The sequence below is a fragment of the Vibrio sp. V43_P6S15P86 genome, assembly GCF_009904725.1.
In the GTDB taxonomy this organism is placed as follows: domain Bacteria; phylum Pseudomonadota; class Gammaproteobacteria; order Enterobacterales; family Vibrionaceae; genus Vibrio; species Vibrio diabolicus.
Map to the genome: position 1 here is coordinate 20,179 of NZ_WXWT01000245.1, position 22,376 is coordinate 42,554.

The following is a 22,376-nucleotide window of genomic DNA, read 5'->3' on the forward strand; positions in this document are numbered from 1 at the left end:
TGCTCTTTGGCAGCATTAAGGAGATGATATACCCAAAGATCCAATGTTGTTCAGGCTTTGGGTATCAAGGTGATAAGGCGGCCAGAGTGTTACTTTTCGTAATCCGGTTTTTGCGTCACGATGTAATTCGTATCACTCGAAACAACCGCGCCATGTTTTAGGAAGTTTTTACCTAAAATCATGCTGTAATGGAAGCGACCTCGGTCCTGTAAGTTGACTCGGATCTTCTTCTCTAATTCACCAAGCTTAACATGCATTTCAACCACAGGGCGTACGTTCGCTTTCTCGCCTTTCTTCGCTTTAATACGCATGACATCAACAACAGGCTTGGTAAACGCCTGTTTCATGCCAAGATCGTTCTCATAGGTAAAGCTCACCATGTCTTTGCCGTCTTTCTTAAACTGCTTGATGTTCTTAGCATTGATTGAGCTTACATCTGCACCCGTGTCTAACTTCACAGGGAAAGACATCCCCTCAACTTCAGCTACTTCGATATGGCCAGCTTTGAAAAGTGGCCTTGCATCTAGTAGATGGTCTGCGCGAGTGTTCAGCAACACACCACCCTTGGCTATGTCATGACCAAAGACGAAAAAAGGTTGAGTGTCACCCTCATCAAGCACATCGAGCGCAAACTTCATTGATGTGTCTTTTCTACCGAGAAGAAAGTCTCCTTCGACAACAGGGCGAACCGCGCTGCCAACCTTGAGCTTTTTCAACACTGGTTTGGTGATTTTTTCTTCTTTCCCCTCATCGTTCATTAAATAAAACGTGACGGATTCATCCTTACCTTTTTCTGTTACTTCAAACCCATTTACACGCAGTAATGGCGTTTTCACAGTAAAAGTGGGGTAAGCAGGGACGGTATAACCATCAATGGTGACCTGTTCTTCTGGTGAAACGACAAGAGGTTTTGATTTGAGTGCGCTTTTGAACGTTTTTTCTACGCCACCCAGTAGATTTTCTCTGTCCGTATCAATAACAAAGTGCTGACTCGCGACGTCCCGACCTAAGCGAATTTGCGAACTGAACTTACTGCGATCACGCAGATACACCAACCAACGTTGAGTTTCATTTTCGCCGACTTTGACGGGTAAATAGACTAAAGGGCGCTCGCTTTTGGTCGTTTTCAGCATTCGTACCAAGGGTAATGTCATTGGATGACGCTTGCCATTCTCGCCCTCTAACATAAAAGAGACTTCGTTATGCTTTTTGTCTACCTTGATGTCCAGTGCATGGACGTTGGTATAACGGCTAGAAGTTGAGATGCTGATCTTATATGGCACACCTTCGACTTCAACCGTCTCTTTTTTGCCAATCATTTTTGCGCGTGGCTGTTCTTGAAGGTAATCGTAACCAGCGAAGACCCATGCGTTATCATCGAGATAGGTTTTACCAATCAAGATAGGAGAAGAGAATTGCGTACGCTTGGTCAGGTTCACTTCCGTATCAACGGTGTGACCAGCGATTGTCATCGGCATTTTTATTGTCGGGCGTAGGATGGGCTTTTTGCTTGTTCGACTGCGAATCGCGCTCACTCTTTCCAGATCATCGGTAATCTGTATTTCCTTCCCTGTATAAGGGTGAGGAACCGTAAAGCTAACCTTTACTTGATATGGCTTAAAGCTGTCGGCGTCCCACTTTGCCTTCGTACCACCTAAGTCATCGACAATCGCCCAAAGTAACTCGTTATCTTTCAAATCTTGGTAATCTGGGTGTGAGCTACTGACATGGATATTCTCCGCATGCATCGATGTCGTATCTGCACCAGTATCAATCTTGCCAATAAATGGCACCGCTTTTAGTTCCGGAATGTCACTGTAGTAGACGCTCTCCACACGCCCTAGTACCAATTTGTTATCGAGCTGATAAACGGGAGCTTGTGTGGTTCCTGAGATAGACTGCGCCCAACTAAGCGGGGCGACAAGTAAGGCACTCGTAAGCGCTAACGCCAAAGACATTTTTTTCATCATGATTATCCGTATAAGCAGAGGTACATTTAGTGATATCAACAACCGTGGAATTAGGTTAGTCGATAACTGCGGATATAAGTTCTCAATTTAATTACAGTTTTGACATAAATCTGACTGATGTCCACCAGCGCCCGGTAAATTTTTGCCTCGTTAATTTAAAACATTGCAAATTCTTCGAACGACCCCAATGTTCTATACAACCAAAACCGAATTAAAAGAGAAAACACGGATGAGCCAAGCTATCTGTCGCATGATTGCTCAAGAACTGAATGTTCGCCCAGAGCAAGTCAACGCCGCTGTCACCCTAATTGATGATGGCAACACTGTCCCTTTTATTGCACGTTACCGCAAAGAGGTGACGGGGGGCCTTGATGATACCCAGCTTCGTACTTTGGACAGCCGTCTGTCTTACCTTCGTGAAATGGATGATCGCCGTCAAACCATCCTCAAATCAATCCAAGAGCAAGGCAAACTGACGCCAGAGCTAGAACAAGAGATCGCGCAGGCAGACAGCAAAACTCGTCTTGAAGACTTATACCTACCTTACAAACCCAAGCGTCGTACGAAAGGTCAGATCGCGATTGAGGCTGGTCTTGAGCCGCTCGCAGATCAGCTTTGGAATCACCCACAAACCGAGCCAGAAAGCGAAGCAAGCAAATACCTTGATGCAGACAAAGGCATCGCAGACACCAAAGCTGCATTGGATGGCGCTCGCGCGATCATCATGGAGCGCATCGCAGAAGACGCAAACTTACTGGAAAAAATTCGCAACCACTTAAATCGCAATGCGGAACTGGTCTCACGAGTCGTTGAAGGCAAAGAGCAAGAAGGCGAGAAGTTTAAAGATTACTTCAACCACAACGAGCCCCTAAGCAAAGTGCCATCGCACCGAGCACTGGCGATGTTGCGTGGCCGTAACGAAGGCTTCCTGACATTGGCGATGAACGCTGATCCAGAACAGGAAGAAGGCGCTCGTCAGTCTTACTGCGAAACGATTATCGCCGACCATTATGGCGTAACGCTAAGCAGCGCACCTGCGGATACCTGGCGTAAGCAAGTGATCAGCTGGGCATGGCGCATCAAAGTATCGATGCACATGGAAACCGAGCTAATGGGCGCAATGAAAGAGCGCGCTGAAATCGAAGCGATTGAAGTATTCGCCACTAACCTAAAAGACTTGTTGATGGCAGCACCGGCTGGCCCTCGTGCAACACTTGGTCTCGATCCGGGTCTGCGTACAGGTTCAAAAATCGCGGTTGTCGACTCAACAGGTAAAGTGCTTGCAACCGAAACCATCTACCCTCACCCACCACAAAAACAATACGACAAGTCAGCACAAATCGTTGAGCAGTTGGTGCGTAAGTACAACGTGGATTTGATTGCGATTGGTAACGGTACGGCTTCACGTGAAACCGACAGCTTTGTCGCAGACGTCATCAAACGTGGCAACCTGAAAGTTCAGAAGATCATAGTAAGTGAAGCGGGGGCTTCGGTTTACTCAGCGTCTGAGCTTGCAGCAAAAGAGTTCCCGAATATGGACGTATCACTGCGTGGTGCAGTGTCGATTGCACGTCGTTTGCAAGATCCATTGGCTGAACTCGTGAAAATTGATCCGAAATCTATTGGTGTGGGTCAATACCAGCACGATGTAAGCCAATCTATGTTGGCAAAACGCCTAGATGCGATTGTGGAAGACTGTGTAAATGCGGTTGGTGTTGATGTGAACACCGCTTCTGCCGCACTATTAACACGCGTAGCAGGCTTATCAAGCACCATCGCGCAGAACATTGTCGACTTCCGCGATGAAAACGGTCGCTTTGAAGCACGTACAACCTTGAAGAAAGTACCTCGTTTAGGTCCTAAGGCGTTCGAGCAGTGTGCGGGCTTCCTACGAATCATGGATGGTAAGAACCCACTTGATGCGTCTGCGGTTCACCCAGAAGCGTACCCGGTGGTCAAAGCAATTTCTGAGAAGAACAACAAAGACATCAAAGCACTGATTGGTGATTCAAGCTTCCTTAAAGGTCTGCATGCGGTCGATTACACCGACGATAACTTCGGCGTTCCAACCATTACAGACATCATCAAAGAGTTAGACAAGCCGGGTCGTGACCCACGTCCAGAATTCAAAACGGCGACCTTTGCAGAAGGTGTAAACTCGGTATCTGACTTGGAACCGGGCATGATTCTAGAAGGTGTGGTATCAAACGTAGCCAACTTCGGTGCCTTCGTTGATATCGGCGTTCACCAAGATGGTCTTGTGCATATTTCTGCACTGACAGATCGTTATGTGTCTGACCCACGTGAAGTGGTGAAAGCTGGCGACATCGTCAAAGTGAAAGTGATGGAAGTTGACGTGCAGCGTAAGCGTATTGGTCTATCGATGCGTATGAACGACGAACCGGGTCAAGACAACCGCAGCCAACGCTCATCAGCAGCGCAGCGTCGTCAGCCTCGCCGTGATGATTCGTCATCGAACAGCGCGATGGGCGGTGCGTTTGCTGCAGCGTTTGCTAAAGCGAAAAAGTAACCTTACCTAGGCTTCACCGCTAACGAGCTTTCATAACTAAAAAGAAAACGCTCCAATCAGTCAACCTGCTTGGAGCGTTTTTGTTTGAGTAGGATATTGAGTCGTCATAATACTGCTATCACTTCTGACGGGGTATGGGGAGCGACTGCATGACCATAATGAAACTTGATCACCTTCCTGCGCTTTTCCATTAATCCTTCATTGATCGCAGCATCCAAAATGCGCTTTGGTAAGCGAAAGCGGATCGCGTAGCCTTTCCCCTGGTCTTCACTATACGATTTGAGCGCAAGCAAACTAAAAAGCCGTTCTAGTGTATCTTCCGGCTCTTCTTGATAACGCGTGTCGACTTCCGTTTCCATATCATAATCAGGATGCTCTGAAGGATCCCAAGAAGACTGACGTCGGCGCTTGTCGTCACCTTTTACTTTTCGCTCTGCATTGGTTTTGGCCAATGCGACCGTTGGCGTTACAGGCTCTCGGACTTTATTGTCGCGAGCTGCTTGTTCCGTCTGCACATTCACGGATGGGGCGATCAGTGGCACACTTACGTTGGTCGGTGACACAATCATTGCGAACCCTCCTCAGAGTCGCCCAACTCGTCAATATGGCTTAGCTTTATTGGCTAATAAAACCTCACCAGCCTTTATATCGACCACTTTTTAAACAACTTGAGGTGTTTCCGCTCGCACTTGCTCAATCGTGAGCAAACTCTCGGATTTGAACACAAAATTCGTCATGTTCGGTGATAAAAGGCGCATGAGAGGACTGATTAAAAACAAACTGCTGGGTATGAGGCAACTGTTCACTTAAATCGTTAGCTACTTTAATTGGCACCAACCCATCTAAACGGCCATAAAGACGCAACATTGGAACAGAAAGAGACGTCAACGCATCGCGCAGATCCACATCAGCAAGGATGTTTAGCCCAACCAACAGCGATTCAGGGTTTGGCTGAGGGCGCGATAGTACCGCTTGCTTGAGCTGTTTAACGTCTTTACGCGCTGATGGGCTGCCCATCGCTTGCAACGCCATAAAGCGCTCAATGGTCAGTGAGAAATCTTCTAGCAACTGAGAGGTGAACGCACTCAGTACATTCGGTTGAATGCCACGCCACGGTTTTTCTGCGGCAAATTTAGGTGAGCTGGCAACCGTAATCAACTTAGCCACGCGCTCGGGCATATTTAATGCCACATGCGTCGCCACTAAACCTCCGAGGGACCAACCAAGCCAAATCGCTTTCTCTGGCGCACCTTGCACCACCAAGTTAGCAATATGGTCTAAATCTTCAGCATGAGATTCGGCGCTATGTCCGTACCCCGGAAGGTCAACCACATGAACTCGGAAATAAGGTTGAAGAGACTCGACTGTCTGCTGCCATACCGCACCATTCATGCCCCAACCATGAAGTAACACCAAATCTGGTCCCTGACCAAATGACTGCCAGTGTAATTTCGTGCTCATGCTCTCAATCTCTCCCACTTATTTTATTCCCTACGGCTTCAGCCAAGCGTTAGGCTGAGTAAAATATCACCATGAATAAACGCTATGTTATCTCATCACTGGCAAAACATCATGCATCGCGTATTGAGCAGTCAATGCGGCCTGTGTCGGTTCCCTATTCAAACACCAAGCCACACAAATACTCTGCGCTGGTGCGAGCACTGTTTAAAATACCTAACTCCGGTAAAACGATGTCAACGCTGCGGTTTATCATTACAGAAAGAAGAAATGAGTACGGATAGTATTTGTGGTGAATGTCTTTCAAAGCCACCGCCATGGCAAAGGCTATACACGTTAGGCGATTACGACTTTCCCCTTTCACGGGAAGTACAACGCTTTAAAGATCACGGAGAGTCTTGGCATGTAAAAGCATTAACCGAGCAACTGGCACAGCGCATCACCACGCCAGCTCCAATCATTACCAGTGTGCCATTGCACTGGCAGAGTTACCTGCGCCGGGGTTTTAATCAAAGTGATGTTTTAGCCCGACACCTCGCCAAGCAATTGCAGACTAATTTTGATGCGAAGGTCTTTCGTCGAGTAAGGCTCGCCCAATCACAGCGTGGTAATACCAAAACAAGCCGTGAACAAAACTTAAAAGGCGCGTTTATTCTCAATAAGCGCCCTCACTCTTCCCATGTTGCCATCGTCGATGATGTAGTCACCACAGGCAGTACCGTCCGACAATTATGTCATTTACTACTTGAAGTTGGCGTAGAAAGCATCGATATTTACTGCATCTGCAGAACACCTGCTCCTCGTTCTCTCTAGATCGCTTCGCCATGCCTTAGCATCAAAAAGACTAGACCCATACGTCAACAAGAGTAGAATAGCAGCAGTAACCTACAAATTTACTCGGGTATTCGTCGTGTCAAATATTACTATTACAGAAACTGCGCAAACGCATTTCGCTAACCTTTTAGGTCAACAACCTGAAGGCACTAACATTCGTATTTTCGTTGTGAACCCAGGTACACAAAACGCTGAGTGTGGCGTGTCTTACTGTCCACCAGAAGCAGTAGAATCGACCGACACTGAACTCTCTTACAGCGGTTTTTCAGCTTACGTGGATGAGCTAAGCCTGCCATTCCTTGAAGACGCTGAAATCGATTTTGTTACCGATAAAATGGGCTCTCAGCTAACGCTAAAAGCACCTAACGCTAAAATGCGTAAAGTTGCGGACGACGCACCACTGGTTGAGCGCGTTGAGTACGTTATCCAAACCCAAGTCAACCCACAGCTTGCTGGCCACGGTGGTCACGTAAACTTGGTTGAGATCACTGAAGACGGTGTTGCAATTGTTGCATTTGGTGGCGGTTGTAATGGCTGTTCTATGGTTGACGTAACACTAAAAGAAGGCATCGAGAAAGAACTGCTAAACCAGTTCATTGGTGAACTAACCGCAGTTCGTGATGCAACAGAACATGACCGTGGTGATCACTCTTACTACTAAGAGTAAACACTGTCAGAAAATGGGAGGCTTCGGTCTCCCATTTTTGTATCGATACTGAGGTGATGCTGAGATGCTTAGCTCGACTCGTAAAATCCGCTAGAAACTCAGGCGGAGTTCTCATATATTAAGAATCTTACGCATCTCGTAAACGCCAACGACACCAAGGAGCCAGCGTCATGCCGAAACGAACCCCACCAGAGATACTCTCATGCCAGACGGTTGCAAAATCCAAACTGTTTGCTGTGGAAGCGCTCGACCTTCGTTTTTCCAATGGTGAGCATCGTACTTATGAGCGTATGAAGCCAAGTGGACGAGATGCTGTAATGGTGGTTCCTGTAACAGAACAAGGCGATTTATTACTGGTGCGTGAATACGCCGCTGGAACTGAACGTTACGAGCTAGGTTTCCCAAAAGGGCTGATTGACCCAGGAGAAACACCACACCAAGCTGCGGATCGTGAGTTAAAAGAAGAAATCGGCTTTGGCTGTAATCAGTTAACCCCGTTGAAACAAGTTATCCTCGCGCCATCTTACTTTTCGAGCAAAATGACTCTATTTTTAGGACAGGCGCTTTATCCAGAGAAGCAAGAAGGCGATGAGCCTGAACCACTGGAAATTGTGCGTTGGCCACTTGCGCAAGCCGAAGAGTTATTAACTCACATGGATTTCTGTGAAGCACGAAGCATCACAGCGCTAATGTTGGCACTGAAACACTTACCAAACACCACTCACAAGCATAACCAATAACGGTCATTAGAACCGAATAACACTGTGAGTAAGGACTATCACTTATGCCAATGACAAAAGATCTATCTCACCTACTTCCTCAAGTCATCGAGATTGCCCGCAGTGCTGGACAAATGATCCTCGAAATATATGAAAAGAAGCAATATGAGGCCTACACCAAAAGTGACGAAACTCCCGTAACAAGTGCGGATATTGCAGCTCACAAGTTCATCACTGAACGCTTGAGTGATCTGACGCCTGACATTCCCGTGTTGTCAGAAGAAGACGCAGACATAAGCTTAGAGCAACGCGCTCAGTGGGAACGTTATTGGTTAGTCGACCCTCTTGATGGTACTCAAGAATTCATCGCTCGCAGTGGTGACTTTGCCACTATTATCGCGTTGGTCGACAACAATCGACCAACCATGGGCGTCGTTTACGGTCCTGTATCTGGCGTGACTTACTACGCTTATAATGGCAAAGGCGCCTGGAAAATTCCCGACATGTCGGACAGCGTCAAAATCCATACACACAAACACGAACAGCCAGAGCAAAGCATCGCAATTGCTATTAGTCGTCGCCAAGACATCAATCGTATTACTAACCGTATGAGCAGCGCCTGGAATTACGACTTAATACCGCTCGGTTCTGCGGCATTGAAAGCATGCCTCGTCGCGGAAGGGGCGGTAGATTGCTATCTCCGACTAGGTCCAACAGGTGAGTGGGACACCGCTGCGACACAATGCATTGTTGAAGAAGCTGGCGGACGTATTCTCAGCACGCAATTAGAACCGCTGTCATATAACGAGCGGGAAACACTAGAAAACCCGAACTTTATTGTTCTTGGTGATGCGGATTTACCTTGGAATGAGATTTTACAACGCAAAGATTAAGCGCCCTATCGGTAAAATTTAGAGCACAAAATTCTAGTAATAGAAAGGCCACGAATATCTTCGTGGCCTTTTCTTTTTGACCTTATGTACAGCACTTGGAGTATTTGGCCTACCATGTTCCAGTTACTTGCAAAGCTGAACAAAAGAAACAAATCGATTAAAAATCATGACTTTAAACTTTCATTCACTCCCAATCAAGATCGAATGTACAGCGAATAGAGGTTTTAGCTTACGATGATCCAAAAGCAAAAAGAGCTGCACAATAGCAGCTCTTTTAAGATATTGGATTTTGTCACGATAGGTTAGAAGCGCCCTTGGTAGTTAAACTCATATTGACCTTGAGCATTCGGCTTACCCAACCATTTCAGTTGCTCCCCCATGCTGGATGGGAACTCTGCACCAGGTTTGAACCACGCTTTGGTTGAGTACCGTTGATTAGGCATCAGTTCAGCGGAAAACGCCGCAGAGACTTGTTTGCTGCTCTGCTCACCAGTTGCCGTCAATACACTATCCTGACAGTTTATATCGGCAATCACAGGACCGAGATCTAAGCTGCCAACGGGGCTTTGAATACCACTGGCATTCCATACTAAAGTGCCTTCACCGTCCTTACACCAAGGCGCAGCATAAGTCGCATGACGAATATTCAGCTCAAGCTGCCCATCAACACCAACAGGCACAGGGAGGCGCGCTTGCTCAACAACTTTTACCGCCGGAATCGAGGCAACTAAGTTTTTGGCATAAGGGCCATCACTTAAGCTATAGCCGACAAAACCGCGCCCACGGACGTCTATTTCACTACCACGACCAAAGCGCACAGCAAACTCAGCTTTACCTGTCAGTAGACTCGACCATTGGAAATCCCAATTAACTTCTCCAAGGTTCTGGTGCTGCCAACGAATACTAGAAGCTTGACCTTGCCATACCGAACCGTTGGCTCCTTGAATGTCCAGGCCTCTCACTGTTGGTGCTTGTTGTAACACCCAAGAGACTGGTAATCCCATTAAAAGACTGACTGAAAAAAAGACGATAAAGATAACAACGTAAAGTACTGCTCGCTTCACCTTAACCTCGCTTAAACTGAAGGCGGTTTACATCGATCATGCCCGCTTGCTCTGTTCGGTCGATATCTAAAAATTCGACTTCAATACCCTGTTGCTCTTTCAAGTAACGTAACCAATCCACTAGTTGATTAAACGCGAGTGGTTTGATCCACACTTGAACGCTCTCATTACGAGGTTGTACTCGAATCAACTCAACTTTATAACGACGAGCTGAAGAAGAAACCAACTGATTCAACGGTTGACTAGAGTAGCTCACACCGCTGCTTTTTCGCAGTGCAGTGATGCCATCCGCTTTATCTTGTACCCAAGCTAGCAACTGCTTTTCACTTTGAATACGTGACTGAGCTAGCTCCGCACGTTGACTCATTGGCTGTAATAAACCCCAATAAATAATACCGATAACGGCAATAGCGCCACATCCCATGACCAAACGCTGCTCACGCTGCGAGATGCTGCTCCACCAAACCTGAGCTTGAGAAATTAAATTTTTCATCATCACCTCACAAACGCTTCAAAACAAAGCTGCCAACCACAACGTTATCGCTACGGTTCAACTGACCTTGCTCAACATTAAACTTCTCTGCCAATTTCACACGAGCCTGCTCAAAAGGTTGGAAGTCTGAACTACGAGCCTGAATACGTACTTCGCCACGTTGCCCGTCGTATTTAAAGCTAGTGATCTCCAAGTCACTGACCTGACCAAGCGTCGCGGGTAATGCCGCCAACCATGACAACATTGCCTGCTGACCACTTCCACCAGATAAGCGGCGCTCTTCATCATTCATTTGTCGTTTGAGGTAACTAACGGTAGGAATGCGTCGTTTATTTGGGAACACCTGGCGGAAAATACGCTCACTCTCCTCACGATACGCTTGAGCTTGTGCTTCGTACTTGTGGACCACGAGCAACTGCTGCGCAACCATGACGACGATAAGCCCCCCCGCAGCAATGGTGGCTTTTTGCCAGAGCTTCCAGTATTTACCCCAAGAAGATTTCGGCTTGAAGATCCCGGTCAGCAAATTGACTTTGCTTTCTGTCACCCCCTTCGCCAGTAAAGCCATCGTCATTTCTTCTGGTTGCGGCTCCCATATTTCAGGTAACGCAGATTCCGGGACCGAGCTATAGCAATCGAGCTTCCAACCTTCATGATTTTGTAGATAAGAAGAGAGGTAAAGGTCTAACCAAGAAGCGTCGACAACCGCGCCCTCTGTCGCAGAGTGACGAATTAGCCATTGCTCGCCAATCATTGCAGCACAGCTGTGATCTCCACGAACCGGTAACGCAAGCACATCGGGTAAAATGCGTTTAATAGCGATACCTTGGCTTGAGAAACGTTGCAGTACAGTCTGAATCCAAGCACGTTCAACTGCGCAAATCTGCGCTTTATCCGCTTGTTTACCCAACACGCTAAAGTGCAGGCCATCAACGTCCTGAGCAACTTCGTCTTCCACTAAGTACGGTAACATCGCCTCGAATTGGCGTGTTGCACCAGGCGGTATATCCACTTGCGTCAGGACCACATCATTACTCGCCAACAGCGCCACAACTTGGCGCTGACCAGCATATGAGACCAATTCATCTAAGTGTTCCCACCCGGCGATTTCACCGCTAGCAATCACTTCCTGTTGATCTGTCGACCACACCACCCAAGGAATGGTACTTTGTTGTTCGCTACTCAGCCGAACGGTCAGAAACTCGCTCACTGATCCCTCCAAAACGACGGCGAACTACGGTCACCGTTTCTCTATTTGTACTTTGCAAAAGGCTTCGGATACGTACACGTGATTCATCCACCAACACTTGTGCATCCAATTCAAAAAAGGCGCTATCTACACCCAAATAGCCTTTGGCGTTTTTCTTTACATCTTCACTTAAGCCAGCCATTTCTGACTCTGCTAAAAATTCATCAATGCTATCCCACCCATCAAATGGGCGTTTTTCAATTAGCTGAATCGCATCACTACTGCTTAAGTTTGGTGAGAACATTGCCACCAAAATCGGAGCTTGCTCAACATCAATCGTATTCACGTTTAAACGCCAGTCATCACTTGGCAATGCACAGACCAACGGCTCCAATTTTTGGAAAATTTCACCACTCACCTGATAGACAGCCCGTAACTCGGAAGCATCTGCCATCCAACCATTTGATGCCAAATAGGAAGGTTTCATCGCTTCATATGTGCTGTCTTCAACCCCAGTAGTCGAACGGACAGAGTCATCAGCATCAATGTATTCCCAAGTAGAGTCTGCAATGATTTCTGCTTGATATGGCTCGACATCCAACTCTTCTAATAGGCGCTGCAATACATTCACTAAATATGGTCTTGTAATTTGCTGACCCGTTGGTTGCACACGACTCAATACATTTAGATTAAAGCACGCTTGCTTGTCTCTAATTCGTCCCGCCGCTTGACCATAATCTAACGGATAGACTTGCTCTTTTATCGCCCACGGTTGACTCATATTAATCGTGTCGGTGTCTTTATAACTTTGCTCGATACCCACTTTTGCTAGCGCCTCGACGCCAAGGCTGTACCAATACGCTTGCTGGTAATTGATTTGATTAGCACCTCGCTGAAACTGCAAGAACAAACGTTCTGACATACTGGCAGCAACCGTCGCCATAATCGCCAGCAACATCAACACTATAATCAAAGCAACACCGCGCTGACGGTTAACCATTATTGCTGTCTCCTGAACTTTCCTCTTTCTGACTCAATGTGCCATCAGGAGTGAGATAAGTGCGGACAATTTCTCCATAGTCTTTGAGAGTGAGAACAACAGAAACCGCTTTCGGCAGCGCTTTTTCTTCAGCCCACTCTTTTTTCCATTGCTTACCATCATAGAAACGCATATCAAATGACTCGACCTGCGTTAGCAATGGAGTAACAGTGCCTTGTTGCCCAACCGGCGTATCAGGGTAGCGCCACCATACTCGCTGCAGTGTTTCTTCTTTTAAGCGATAGCCAACCTTGGTTACTTCTCCACGAGGGAACTGCTGCTGAGGGTTGTGCCAACCTAAACGGGCAAACATCAGCCCTTTAGTATCGGAGTCCAACAGGTAATCGGACCAAAAAATTAGCCGGCTAGCAGGCTCTTCACCATTAGTACGTGTTTGACGCATCGCCATTTGACGAAAATCGTTATCCATCATCACCATGGCACGCTGAATTTCGTTTAAGCGTTGGGTTCGTTCTTGTGATAGCGCATTGCTACGCTGTACTTGCGATACCACTTGGTACGCTGCGACACTTAAACTGGCAAAGATGGCAATCGATACCAACACTTCAATAAGTGTAAAACCTTTTACCCTTTGGCGCGTGTTTGCGCGGGGATGATTATTGCGCCACATAGCTTCGTACCGTTACTACAGGGCTCGCGCTTTTCTCTACCGAGACGCTTACATCAAATGCTTTCAGCAATGGCTGCGTCGTGGCGACTGGCGTGACTTTCCAGAACCAAGTGCGTCCTGCCAGCTCTTCTGTGCCGTTTTTCGCTTTGAGTTCTCCGGTATTCAACATCACATTTGCCATCTGATTATCCACAACCATGGCTGCAAACATTTTTTCTTCTAGATAACTGATTGTATTAATATGCTGGCTCACAGAGCGAATGACACTGATGGCAGCGGTGGCGAAAATGGCCAGTGCGACCAATACTTCCAGTAAGGTCATGCCTCTCGTCCGGCGATGACTCAAATTGGGGCGAGCTTGCTTAAAATTGCGCATTCTCATCCTCTTTCACTTCTTCGCCCGGAGCTAATAACAAAATTTGTCCACTTTCTTTGCCAATGACTCGCCAACCGTCATTAAAGGCATCACCATTTTGCGGAAAAAAAGATAGGGTAAATGGCGTGACTTCGGCGCTGGAAAAGATAAACACTTGCGGTGGCTCAATTTTCTTTTCGTCCTCTTCTTCTGCGAACATGTCTTCATCAAAAAGAGAACCTGGTTTGAATAAGCGCTCATCATTATCCCAAGCACCACCGCCGAGTTCGAGTTGTAGCGTAATATCTTCTTCTAGCTTGGTTTTGCTCGGAATCTGCTTTAATTTCAGAGGCTGCCAACCTTCTGAGGTTAAACTCAGTAGAGCGTAGGTCGATTTGGCATCATCCACTCGAACGCCAAAATCTTTACCGCTCAGCACCGCTTCTTCATTGAGCAGCTGTAAACGCTGAAAAAAGCTTTGAGCATACTGTTTGGAAAGATCTTTTTGGCTAGTCGGTAACGTCGAGATCACGGCCACAGCCGTAAGAGATAGCAAAACCAGCACCAATAGAATTTCTATCAATGTAAAACCGTTATGTTTTCGCATTTGTTTCATTAGTGCTGGCTTAGGCTCAATTATTGGAAGTCTTGCATGTTCCAGTTGCCAATATCTGCAGCTGGACCTTCTCCACCCTCTTGGCCATCTGCGCCTAGAGTGAAGATATCGATTGTACCGTTATCACCTGGGCTTAAGTATTGGTACTGGTTGCCCCAAGGGTCATTAGGAAGACGTTTGATGTAACCACCATCACGGTAGTTGCGTGGCTCTGGGTTAGATGGCTTGCTAACCAATGCTTCTAGACCTTGGTCCGTTGTTGGGTAAACGCTGTTGTCCAACTTGTACATATCTAAGGCATTTTCCAACGCGACAATGTCCGTAATCGCTTTTTGTTGGTCTGCCTTCTCTTTGTTACCCAATAGGTTTGGAACAACAAAACTTGCCAAAATACCCAGGATAACTACAACAACCATCACTTCTAAAAGTGTAAAACCCTGTTGTTTACTACGCTTAAACTTCATTTTTTTCTCCGAAAGTTAGATTAAAGCCATGCCGTTAGTAGACACGTCTTAATTCGAAATTATCCGCTCATCAAGTTATTCATTTCTAGCATTGGCATCAAGGTCGCCATCACAATGAACAACACTAATCCAGCCATTAATGCAATCAGCGCAGGAGTAAACACACCCAGAGCAATATTGACTGTTGATTCAAAGTTTTGATCTTGGTTATCGGCTGCCCGCGTCAACATGCTCTCTAATTCACCACTTTGCTCACCACTGGCGATCATGTGTAGCATCATTGGTGGAAACAAGCGAGTTTGGTCCAACGCCTTACGCAAACTAGCGCCCTCTCGGACGTTATCCGCTGCAAGCAAGACTTGCTGCTTCACATAACGGTTAGACATAACATCTACCGCAACGCGCATACCCTCGAGAATTGGAATCGCACTGGAAGTACAGATCGAAAGTGTTCGTGCGAATCGTGCGGTATTCAAACCTCGAGAGATCTTACCTATTAGCGGTAAGCTCAAGATTTTTCTGTCCCAAGCTAAGCGAAAGTCTGGCTTTTGCAACGCCAGTTTGAGGCCATAGAAAAGCGCCACCAGCACAACGAAAATAATCAGCCCCCAATCTTGCACAAACTCACTGGCTGCCAGTAAAAATTGCGTCGATTGAGGTAACTCTTGGCCCATCTGAATGATGGGTTCAATGATTTTAGGAACCACTGTCGCCAATAAGAACGAAACGATGACAACCGCGAATACCACCAAAACTACAGGATAAATCATGGCTTGAAGCAATTTAGATCGCATCTTTTGGCGGTTTTCGACATAGTCTGCCAAACGCTCTAATACGGTATCGAGGTGACCTGATTTTTCGCCCGCCGCAACCATAGAGCGGTACAGTTCATCAAACACGTGTGGGTAATCAGCAAAACTGTCGGCGAGCGGATAACCCTCGGTTACTTTCGAGCGAACCGCAGCCAGCATAGAACGAATTCTCGGCTTTTCAGCCTGCTCAGAGACCGCGCGCAAACATTCTTCCAGAGGCATGCCTGATTGGACTAACGTGGACAATTGACGTGTGATTAGTGCCAGCTCAGATGTTGAGATGCCGCGCTTAAAGCTGACTGAGCCTGAAGACTTAGCCGATTTAGCTTTCGTCTCCACCACTTCAATCGGGATCATCCCTTGCTCTTTGAGTCGCTGGCGCACTTGTCGGGCGTTGTCCCCTTCTATCGTGCCTTTTTTATGCTTGCCTTTTGCATCTAGCGCTTTGTACTCAAATGCCGCCATTAGGTTTCCTTCGTCACTCGCATCACTTCTTCAAGTGACGTAATACCACGACGTACTTTGCTTAGACCATCACTGCGAATACTTGGCGTATGGGCGCGAACGGCTCTCTCAATTTCTTGCTCACCAGACTCTCGGTGAATCAATTCTTGCACTTGCTCATCGACCATAATGAGCTCGTGGATACCTGTTCGACCTCGGTAACCTTTTTGGTTACACGCTTCGCAGCCTTTAGCACGGTGTAGCTCTAGTGGTTCATGCGCTTCCATACCAAACAGTTTCTTCTGTTCAGCATCGGCTTCATACGGCTCTTTACAGCTTGGACAAAGCGTTCGAACTAAGCGCTGCGCTAGCACCCCTAATAACGAAGAAGAAATAAGGAATGGCTCAATACCCATATCACGTAGACGCGTAATCGCACCCACTGCGGTGTTGGTGTGGAGAGTAGACATTACCAAGTGACCCGTTAAGGACGCTTGCACTGCAATTTGTGCGGTTTCTAAGTCACGGATCTCACCGACCATCACCACATCCGGGTCCTGACGCAGAATGGCACGCAAACCACGCGCAAAAGTCATGTCAACCTTTGGGTTCACCTGAGTTTGACCGATGCCATCAATATCAAATTCGATCGGGTCTTCAACCGTTAAAATGTTGCGTTCGTTGCTATTGATCTCTTGCAAGCCAGCGTACAAGGTGGTTGATTTACCAGAACCTGTCGGGCCCGTCACCAAGATGATACCGTGAGGGCGGCCAATCAAGTGACGGAAGTTGTCATGCACTGAAGGTGTCATGCCCAAACTATGTAAATCAAGACGAGTCGCGTTTTTATCCAACAAACGCATTACCACGCGCTCACCATGTGAGGACGGCATCGTAGATACACGCACGTCCACCGCACGACCACCGATACGCAACGAAATACGGCCATCTTGAGGCACACGCTTTTCTGCGATATCTAGTTTAGCCATAACCTTCACACGAGAAACTAGCAAAGGCGCTAACTTACGACTTGGGGTCAGAACTTCACGCAATACGCCATCGACACGGAAACGAATCGAAAGGGTTTTCTCGAACGTCTCAATATGAATATCCGACGCACCTTCTTTGATCGCTTCGCCCAACATGGCGTTGATCAATTTGATGATTGGCGCATCGTCTTCCGATTCTAATAAGTCTTCATCGTGCGGCAGTTCTTCAGCCAAAGAGAAGAAATCATCGCTATCAGCACCAATATCTTCCATCAACTGACGCGCTTCAGACGAGTCGCGTTGATATGCTTCGGTCAGCTTTTTATCAAAGGCTTCTTTATCGATAGGTTGCGGTACGAAGCTTTTCTTTAATACACGACGGACTTCAACCAGAGCCGCAGGGTTAAGCGGCTCGACATAGTAAAGAATAGGTGGACGCTCAGGATGCTCTGTCTCCAGCACCAGTTTAAAGCGGTTGGCAAAACTGAATGGCAGACGACGCATACTTGGCGCTGTGTCTAACATATCAACCATTAGTTGTTTTCCATTTGATCAATAAACGCTTGAATCTCTGTTGGGTGCTGACGCTCCTGGCCAAAGGCTGGCATAACCGGGATCTTCTCGTCTGCCATCAACTTCAACCCTTGATCCGCTTTATAAAGCTGTTCTGCGCGAATAAAGTTGTATTTACGCTGCGTAATACCGTCAGCCGTCACACCATCGCGAATAATCGTCGGCTTGATGAACACCATCAAGTTACGTTTTTCTGTTTGCGTGCTAGTTGACTTGAACAGGTGACCCAGTACCGGAATGTCACCCAATAGCGGCACTTTAGACTCACTTTCAAGTGCGCGTTCATCGACCAAACCACCAAGAACCAACATCTGACCATCTTGGATCATGACAGAGGTGTTTAACTGTCGTTTAGCAAAGCGAACGTCAACCGCACCGTTTGCGCCTAATACGTTGGAAACTTCTTGTTCAATGTTTAACTGTACAGAGTCACCTTCGTTAATTTGTGGCACTACTTTGAGTTTGATACCGACTTCTTTACGGTCAACCGTTTGGAATGGGTTGTCGTTGTTTGAGCCAGCCGTAGAGCCCGTAATAACCGGAACCTCTTCACCCACAATAAATGATGCTTCGCCATTATCCATTACGGTAATACTCGGAGAAGATAGAATGTTTGAGTTGGAGTCAGAAGCAACAGCACTAATTAGCGCTGTCCAGTCACCCATGACAATACTCATTGCCGCACCATTTACTCCGCTAAGCGCTGACGCTAGCGTAGAGTAGTCACCTGATTCAGTAACATCATATGGCGTTCGTTCGCCATTAGAGTTGGTATAGTATTCAGTGCGGGTTTGATCTTTTGCTTCTTCTAGACCAACCATCACCTGACCAATCGGGGCTCCTGAGTTACCGTACTGAATTACAGCACCCGTTTCTAATGAACCCCACTGAACACCTAGGTTAATACCATCACCTTCAGACATTTCGACAATTAACGCTTCAATAAGAACCTGAGCACGACGAATATCGAGTTGAGAAATGACGTCTTGTAATGCCATCATAATATCTGGTGGCGCTGTTAAAACTAACGAGTTAGTTGCAGCGTGAGCAGCAATGACGACCTCACCACGCGATGCACCTGATGTTTTCTGACCAGCTTGCTTTTCAGCTTGCAGGTTATCGGAAACACCTTTCAATACATCCACCAAGTCTTCAGCTTTCGCATTTTTCAGGTACACAACTCGGTTGTTACCTTTTGTCGCCATTTCAACATCAAGTTGACGAATCAAACGTTTCAAGCGGGCTCTTACTTTTGGATCACCAGAAATTAAAATCGCGTTAGTACGTTCATCGGCCACAATTTTAGGTTCAAGGAACTCTGGCGTGCTTTTCTGATTCGCACTTTTATTCAGTGCTTCGACAATGCGTACCATTTCAGCAGCAGATGCATTACGCAGCTCCACCAATTCAATTTCTTTATCACCGGCTTGGTCAACACGCTTGATGATCTCTGCTAAGCGATTCACTACTGCCGCACGACCAGTAATCAAGATAATATTCGCTGGATCATAATGAACCACGTTACCGGCACCGGCATTATCAATCAGTTGACGAAGTAGAGGAGACAACTCTCGAACCGACACATTACGCACCGCGACAACTCGAGTGATAACACTATCGCCTTGCGCGCTGCCATCACCTAACACAGGGATTGCTGAGGTTTTTGAGTCTTTTGCTTTGATAACCTTAAGTACCCCATTGTCCATTTCTACGACTGCGTAACCGTATACTTCAAGGACATTAAGGAAAAAGCTGTAGTATTGCTCTTCGTTAAGAACGTCATAGCTGCGGACATCGATTTTACCGCGTACTGAAGGATCAACAATGATGGTCTTTTCGAGGTTACGACCAACTATGTTGATGAATTCTTGAATATCAGTGCCTTTAAAGCTCGCACTAAATTCGTTTGCCATTGCACCTGGTACGCAGAGTAAACTTCCTGCTAGTAGCCAAGCACTTTTGCTGAACCAATGTTTCACGTATGTCTCCCTGAACTTACGCCGGTTGCCTAAGTCTTACAATTGGATATAGATATCGTACTGTTGGCCGTCTCGCTCAACAGTTAAATTTAATTCTTGCGGATCGCTCATCACTTGCATCAGTTGTACTGAAGAAGACGGGTCACTTAAATCGATCCCGTTCAGTTGAACCGCAATATCGCCAGGTTGTAGCCCTACATCATTAAATAATGCGGCATCACGACCAGGTGATACTCGATAACCAACAATGTCTCCGTCTTTTTTGACGGGTGAAATGGTGATGTATTTAAAAACGCTTTGTGGATCTTTCGCAATTTCCTCGCGGATTTGCTCTAATTTCTCTCCAACGTCAGACGTCGCTGCTTCTGCTCGCTGAGCTTGCGCCCTAGCTACCTGCGGCGATTCAGATAGCTTCTTATATTCTATACCTTCCATCATTAAGGTCTCGTCTCGACCTTGGTTATCAATGATGACGCGATCCACCAATACCGCTTTTAGTGTCGCACGTGTCCCTTCGATTTCTTCACCCAAACCGTACGTAGCTTGCTTACCTCGGTTAGCAATAACAGCAAGGCTGGTGTTGGCATCACTACTTGCAACCGCACCGACCAGCGTAAGGTTAAGGCGCGTCTTAGGGGCGTCTTTAACAATAGGCTGTTCTACAACCGCCGCTTTTTGCTCAGTGTATTTACCGAATAGGTTGGCATTCTGAAGGGCATTAAAATCTATCGCGTCGCCTTTATTGCTCGCAGCAACGCTACTCGCCGATGGACGCCATTGCGGCACTTCCGACGATTGAGGTATGGCTAACCACACAATTTTGCCAAGTATCCATCCGGTTATCGCAATAAACAGACAGGTAAGCAACAAGCTAAGTTTGGCTTGAATGGTATAATGATTGGACTTGATCTGAGCCAGTAGCGGTCTGCTTGATAATCCTGCACTTAGCTCTAAACGTTTCACTGAATGGATTCCTTTATTCTAACGTCCGTCATTTAAGCTATAACGATAGCTATCGACTTTAAATTGCTAAATTTGCAATAAAATTATTACTCAACAAAGAGCAGTGAACTATATCACAAGTTGTCTTTCATACCTTTTTCTTATGCAGTTTTTGCCAACTCCCTTGAAAAAAATACGCCTTGACTCCATCTGTAGGTGAATAATCCATCACTCATTGCCGTATTCGGGCAGTGATTAGATAGCGTAGTGTTCTATGAGTTCCCTAAATGAAGCCGTTAGGCTAGATAAATGGCTATGGGCCGCAAGATTTTACAAAACCCGCTCCATCGCGCGTAACATGGTCGATGGCGGTAAAGTCCACTATAATGGCCAACGAAGCAAGCCGAGTAAAATCGTTGAAGTGGGCGCTGAAGTCAGACTTCGTCAAGGCAACGAAGAAAAAATCGTGATCATCGAACAAATCTCAGATCAACGCCGAGGCGCTCCCATCGCACAAACCTTATATCGCGAAACCAATGAGAGTATCGCGAAACGTGAGGAACACGCGACTCAACGTAAGCTTAATGCCCACAACCCAAGTCCGGAACGCCGCCCAGATAAAAAGCAGCGCCGAGACATCATTAAGTTCAAACACCAATAAAAGCCGGAATTACCAACGAGGAAAGCACTCCATGGCAAATAATGTTTTAAACCGCTACCTATTCGAAGATCTTTCAGTACGTGGCGAGTTGGTACAATTGGATGAAGCGTACCAACGTGTTATCTCCAGCAAGGAATATCCGGCAGCAATAGAGAAACTGCTGGGTGAGCTACTCGTTTCAACTACTCTTTTAACTGCCACTCTTAAGTTCGAAGGTTCGATCACCATCCAGCTACAAGGCGACGGTCCTGTGTCTCTTGCCGTTATCAACGGTGACCATAACCAACGTGTTCGTGGCGTAGCTCGCTGGGAAGGCGATATTGCCGATGACGCAAACATTCACGATCTAATGGGTAAGGGCTACCTTGTGATCACCATCGAACCGAAAAACGGCGAGCGTTACCAAGGCGTCGTTGGATTAGAAGGTGACACTTTAGCAGAAGTGCTAGAAGGCTACTTTGCAAACTCAGAGCAGTTAAAAACGCGCCTATGGATCCGCACTGGTGAGCATGAAGGCAAAGCACACGCAGCAGGTATGTTGATTCAAGTGATCCCTGACGGCACTGGCTCTCCAGATGATTTCGAACATCTAGAGCAGCTCACTGACACAGTAAAAGATGAAGAATTGTTTGGTTTAGAAGCGAACGAGTTATTGTATCGACTATATAACCAAGACAAAGTACGTCTGTACGAGCCGCAACCTGTCGAGTTCCATTGTGGCTGTTCTCGTGAGCGTAGCGGTGCAGCAATCATCACCGTTGAGAAAGCTGAAATTTATGACATTTTGGCAGAAGTTGGATCAGTTTCTTTACATTGTGATTACTGTGGCACAACTTATACGTTCGACGAATCTGAAGTCACTGAACTGTATGCACAAGCTTCTACGGACAAGAAAACCCTGCATTAATTTACATAGCTTATCAAGCACGTAATTTACCCTACAAAAGGCCAGCTTAATGCTGGCCTTTTTGTGATCAACCCCTCGTAATAACTAGCCTCAAGCGTAATAAAACAACTGCTTAATTTTAAACAATTAATAATGATTTTGCCCTAG

The 22,376-nt window shown here is 46.6% G+C and carries 22 protein-coding genes; 7 read left to right on the forward strand and 15 right to left on the reverse strand.

The features are described from left to right. Positions 1-89: 89 nt before the first annotated feature. Positions 90-1,970 carry an ATP-dependent zinc protease family protein gene (locus CAG69_RS10905; protein ID WP_086013892.1) on the reverse strand — a complete coding sequence of 627 codons (1,881 nt, stop codon included), beginning with the start codon at positions 1,968-1,970 and terminating at the stop codon, positions 90-92. 229 nt (positions 1,971-2,199) lie between these two features. Between CAG69_RS10905 and CAG69_RS10910 the strand changes: the two genes are divergently transcribed. Next, positions 2,200-4,500 carry a Tex family protein gene (locus tag CAG69_RS10910; protein WP_161444165.1) on the forward strand — a complete coding sequence of 767 codons (2,301 nt, stop codon included), beginning with the start codon at positions 2,200-2,202 and terminating at the stop codon, positions 4,498-4,500. A gap of 104 nt (positions 4,501-4,604) precedes the next feature. Here CAG69_RS10910 and CAG69_RS10915 read toward each other — a convergent pair whose 3' ends face one another. Further along, positions 4,605-5,069, reverse strand: a complete 465-nt coding sequence (locus CAG69_RS10915; protein WP_005379316.1) for a hypothetical protein — start codon at positions 5,067-5,069, stop codon at positions 4,605-4,607. Between the two features lie 124 nt (positions 5,070-5,193). After that, on the reverse strand, positions 5,194-5,961 hold the full coding sequence (gene bioH, locus CAG69_RS10920) for a pimeloyl-ACP methyl ester esterase BioH (protein WP_005384724.1): 768 nt from the start codon (positions 5,959-5,961) through the stop codon (positions 5,194-5,196). Positions 5,962-6,045: 84 nt separating this feature from the next. On the opposite strand from bioH, the gene CAG69_RS10925 reads away from it, so the two are divergent. The 4 genes from CAG69_RS10925 (at position 6,046) to cysQ (ending at position 9,071) form a co-directional block, all read left to right on the forward strand. Then, positions 6,046-6,771: a ComF family protein gene (locus tag CAG69_RS10925; protein ID WP_161444167.1), complete on the forward strand. Its 726-nt coding sequence runs from the start codon at positions 6,046-6,048 to the stop codon at positions 6,769-6,771. Positions 6,772-6,868: 97 nt separating this feature from the next. Further along, the gene (gene nfuA / locus CAG69_RS10930; RefSeq protein ID WP_005379313.1) at positions 6,869-7,453 is read left to right on the forward strand and encodes a Fe-S biogenesis protein NfuA; all 585 of its coding nucleotides are present in this window, start codon (positions 6,869-6,871) and stop codon (positions 7,451-7,453) included. Between the two features lie 176 nt (positions 7,454-7,629). Beyond that, the gene (nudE, locus tag CAG69_RS10935; RefSeq protein ID WP_005379309.1) at positions 7,630-8,199 is read left to right on the forward strand and encodes an ADP compounds hydrolase NudE; all 570 of its coding nucleotides are present in this window, start codon (positions 7,630-7,632) and stop codon (positions 8,197-8,199) included. Between the two features lie 44 nt (positions 8,200-8,243). Then, on the forward strand, positions 8,244-9,071 hold the full coding sequence (gene cysQ / locus CAG69_RS10940; RefSeq protein ID WP_005379308.1) for a 3'(2'),5'-bisphosphate nucleotidase CysQ: 828 nt from the start codon (positions 8,244-8,246) through the stop codon (positions 9,069-9,071). A gap of 302 nt (positions 9,072-9,373) precedes the next feature. Here the strand turns inward: cysQ and CAG69_RS10945 are convergent, their stop codons facing one another. The 12 genes from CAG69_RS10945 to gspC are packed head-to-tail and all read right to left on the reverse strand — an operon-like array spanning position 9,374 to position 20,682. Further along, a complete protein-coding gene (locus CAG69_RS10945; RefSeq protein ID WP_161444169.1) occupies positions 9,374-10,135 on the reverse strand; it encodes a type II secretion system protein N in 762 nt (253 codons plus the stop codon). A 1-nt stretch (position 10,136) separates the two neighbouring features. Then, a complete protein-coding gene (locus tag CAG69_RS10950; protein WP_005383002.1) occupies positions 10,137-10,628 on the reverse strand; it encodes a type II secretion system protein M in 492 nt (163 codons plus the stop codon). Between the two features lie 7 nt (positions 10,629-10,635). After that, positions 10,636-11,838: a type II secretion system protein GspL gene (gspL, locus tag CAG69_RS10955; RefSeq protein WP_161444171.1), complete on the reverse strand. Its 1,203-nt coding sequence runs from the start codon at positions 11,836-11,838 to the stop codon at positions 10,636-10,638. After that, entirely contained in the window at positions 11,807-12,817 is a 1,011-nt protein-coding gene (gene gspK / locus CAG69_RS10960) for a type II secretion system minor pseudopilin GspK (protein WP_005379302.1), read from the reverse strand. Before gspK ends, gspL begins: the two co-directional genes overlap by 32 nt. Further along, positions 12,810-13,487, reverse strand: a complete 678-nt coding sequence (gene gspJ / locus CAG69_RS10965; protein WP_005382998.1) for a type II secretion system minor pseudopilin GspJ — start codon at positions 13,485-13,487, stop codon at positions 12,810-12,812. Before gspJ ends, gspK begins: the two co-directional genes overlap by 8 nt. Continuing rightward, positions 13,474-13,863 carry a type II secretion system minor pseudopilin GspI gene (gene gspI, locus CAG69_RS10970; protein WP_017635009.1) on the reverse strand — a complete coding sequence of 130 codons (390 nt, stop codon included), beginning with the start codon at positions 13,861-13,863 and terminating at the stop codon, positions 13,474-13,476. The genes gspJ and gspI overlap by 14 nt, the downstream gene beginning before the upstream one ends. Next, complete coding sequence (locus tag CAG69_RS10975; protein ID WP_017635010.1) at positions 13,850-14,449, reverse strand: prepilin-type N-terminal cleavage/methylation domain-containing protein; 600 nt, start codon at positions 14,447-14,449, stop codon at positions 13,850-13,852. Before CAG69_RS10975 ends, gspI begins: the two co-directional genes overlap by 14 nt. A 29-nt stretch (positions 14,450-14,478) precedes the next feature. Next, complete coding sequence (gene gspG, locus CAG69_RS10980) at positions 14,479-14,922, reverse strand: type II secretion system major pseudopilin GspG (RefSeq protein ID WP_005379298.1); 444 nt, start codon at positions 14,920-14,922, stop codon at positions 14,479-14,481. A 59-nt stretch (positions 14,923-14,981) separates the two neighbouring features. Further along, on the reverse strand, positions 14,982-16,199 hold the full coding sequence (gene gspF / locus CAG69_RS10985; RefSeq protein WP_005382993.1) for a type II secretion system inner membrane protein GspF: 1,218 nt from the start codon (positions 16,197-16,199) through the stop codon (positions 14,982-14,984). Further along, complete coding sequence (gene gspE / locus CAG69_RS10990) at positions 16,199-17,701, reverse strand: type II secretion system ATPase GspE (RefSeq protein ID WP_005379296.1); 1,503 nt, start codon at positions 17,699-17,701, stop codon at positions 16,199-16,201. The genes gspF and gspE overlap by 1 nt, the downstream gene beginning before the upstream one ends. Beyond that, positions 17,701-19,719, reverse strand: a complete 2,019-nt coding sequence (gspD, locus tag CAG69_RS10995) for a type II secretion system secretin GspD (protein WP_005379295.1) — start codon at positions 19,717-19,719, stop codon at positions 17,701-17,703. The genes gspE and gspD overlap by 1 nt, the downstream gene beginning before the upstream one ends. Positions 19,720-19,755: 36 nt before the next feature. Next, positions 19,756-20,682 (reverse strand): type II secretion system protein GspC, encoded by a 927-nt coding sequence (gspC, locus tag CAG69_RS11000; RefSeq protein WP_005379294.1) that lies wholly within the window; start codon positions 20,680-20,682, stop codon positions 19,756-19,758. A gap of 253 nt (positions 20,683-20,935) precedes the next feature. Between gspC and hslR the strand changes: the two genes are divergently transcribed. Both hslR and hslO read left to right on the forward strand, forming a co-directional pair. Next, the gene (gene hslR, locus CAG69_RS11005; RefSeq protein ID WP_005379292.1) at positions 20,936-21,322 is read left to right on the forward strand and encodes a ribosome-associated heat shock protein Hsp15; all 387 of its coding nucleotides are present in this window, start codon (positions 20,936-20,938) and stop codon (positions 21,320-21,322) included. A gap of 31 nt (positions 21,323-21,353) precedes the next feature. Continuing rightward, positions 21,354-22,229, forward strand: coding sequence for an Hsp33 family molecular chaperone HslO (gene hslO, locus CAG69_RS11010; RefSeq protein ID WP_031780788.1), 876 nt, complete (start codon positions 21,354-21,356; stop codon positions 22,227-22,229). Positions 22,230-22,376 lie beyond the last annotated feature (147 nt).

Excerpts from the sequence above, each read along its gene's own strand:
- CAG69_RS10905 (WP_086013892.1), bottom strand. The coding sequence starts at position 1,970 with ATGATGAAAAAAATGTCTTTGGCGTTAGCGCTTACGAGTGCCTTACTT.
- CAG69_RS10910 (WP_161444165.1), top strand. The coding sequence starts at position 2,200 with ATGAGCCAAGCTATCTGTCGCATGATTGCTCAAGAACTGAATGTTCGC.
- CAG69_RS10915 (WP_005379316.1), bottom strand. The coding sequence starts at position 5,069 with ATGATTGTGTCACCGACCAACGTAAGTGTGCCACTGATCGCCCCATCC.
- bioH (WP_005384724.1), bottom strand. The coding sequence starts at position 5,961 with ATGAGCACGAAATTACACTGGCAGTCATTTGGTCAGGGACCAGATTTG.
- CAG69_RS10925 (WP_161444167.1), top strand. The coding sequence starts at position 6,046 with ATGTTATCTCATCACTGGCAAAACATCATGCATCGCGTATTGAGCAGT.
- nudE (WP_005379309.1), top strand. The coding sequence starts at position 7,630 with ATGCCGAAACGAACCCCACCAGAGATACTCTCATGCCAGACGGTTGCA.
- cysQ (WP_005379308.1), top strand. The coding sequence starts at position 8,244 with ATGCCAATGACAAAAGATCTATCTCACCTACTTCCTCAAGTCATCGAG.
- CAG69_RS10950 (WP_005383002.1), bottom strand. The coding sequence starts at position 10,628 with ATGAAAAATTTAATTTCTCAAGCTCAGGTTTGGTGGAGCAGCATCTCG.
- gspK (WP_005379302.1), bottom strand. The coding sequence starts at position 12,817 with ATGGTTAACCGTCAGCGCGGTGTTGCTTTGATTATAGTGTTGATGTTG.
- gspJ (WP_005382998.1), bottom strand. The coding sequence starts at position 13,487 with ATGTGGCGCAATAATCATCCCCGCGCAAACACGCGCCAAAGGGTAAAA.
- gspI (WP_017635009.1), bottom strand. The coding sequence starts at position 13,863 with ATGCGCAATTTTAAGCAAGCTCGCCCCAATTTGAGTCATCGCCGGACG.
- CAG69_RS10975 (WP_017635010.1), bottom strand. The coding sequence starts at position 14,449 with ATGCGAAAACATAACGGTTTTACATTGATAGAAATTCTATTGGTGCTG.
- gspG (WP_005379298.1), bottom strand. The coding sequence starts at position 14,922 with ATGAAGTTTAAGCGTAGTAAACAACAGGGTTTTACACTTTTAGAAGTG.
- gspF (WP_005382993.1), bottom strand. The coding sequence starts at position 16,199 with ATGGCGGCATTTGAGTACAAAGCGCTAGATGCAAAAGGCAAGCATAAA.
- gspE (WP_005379296.1), bottom strand. The coding sequence starts at position 17,701 with ATGGTTGATATGTTAGACACAGCGCCAAGTATGCGTCGTCTGCCATTC.
- hslR (WP_005379292.1), top strand. The coding sequence starts at position 20,936 with ATGAGTTCCCTAAATGAAGCCGTTAGGCTAGATAAATGGCTATGGGCC.
- hslO (WP_031780788.1), top strand. The coding sequence starts at position 21,354 with ATGGCAAATAATGTTTTAAACCGCTACCTATTCGAAGATCTTTCAGTA.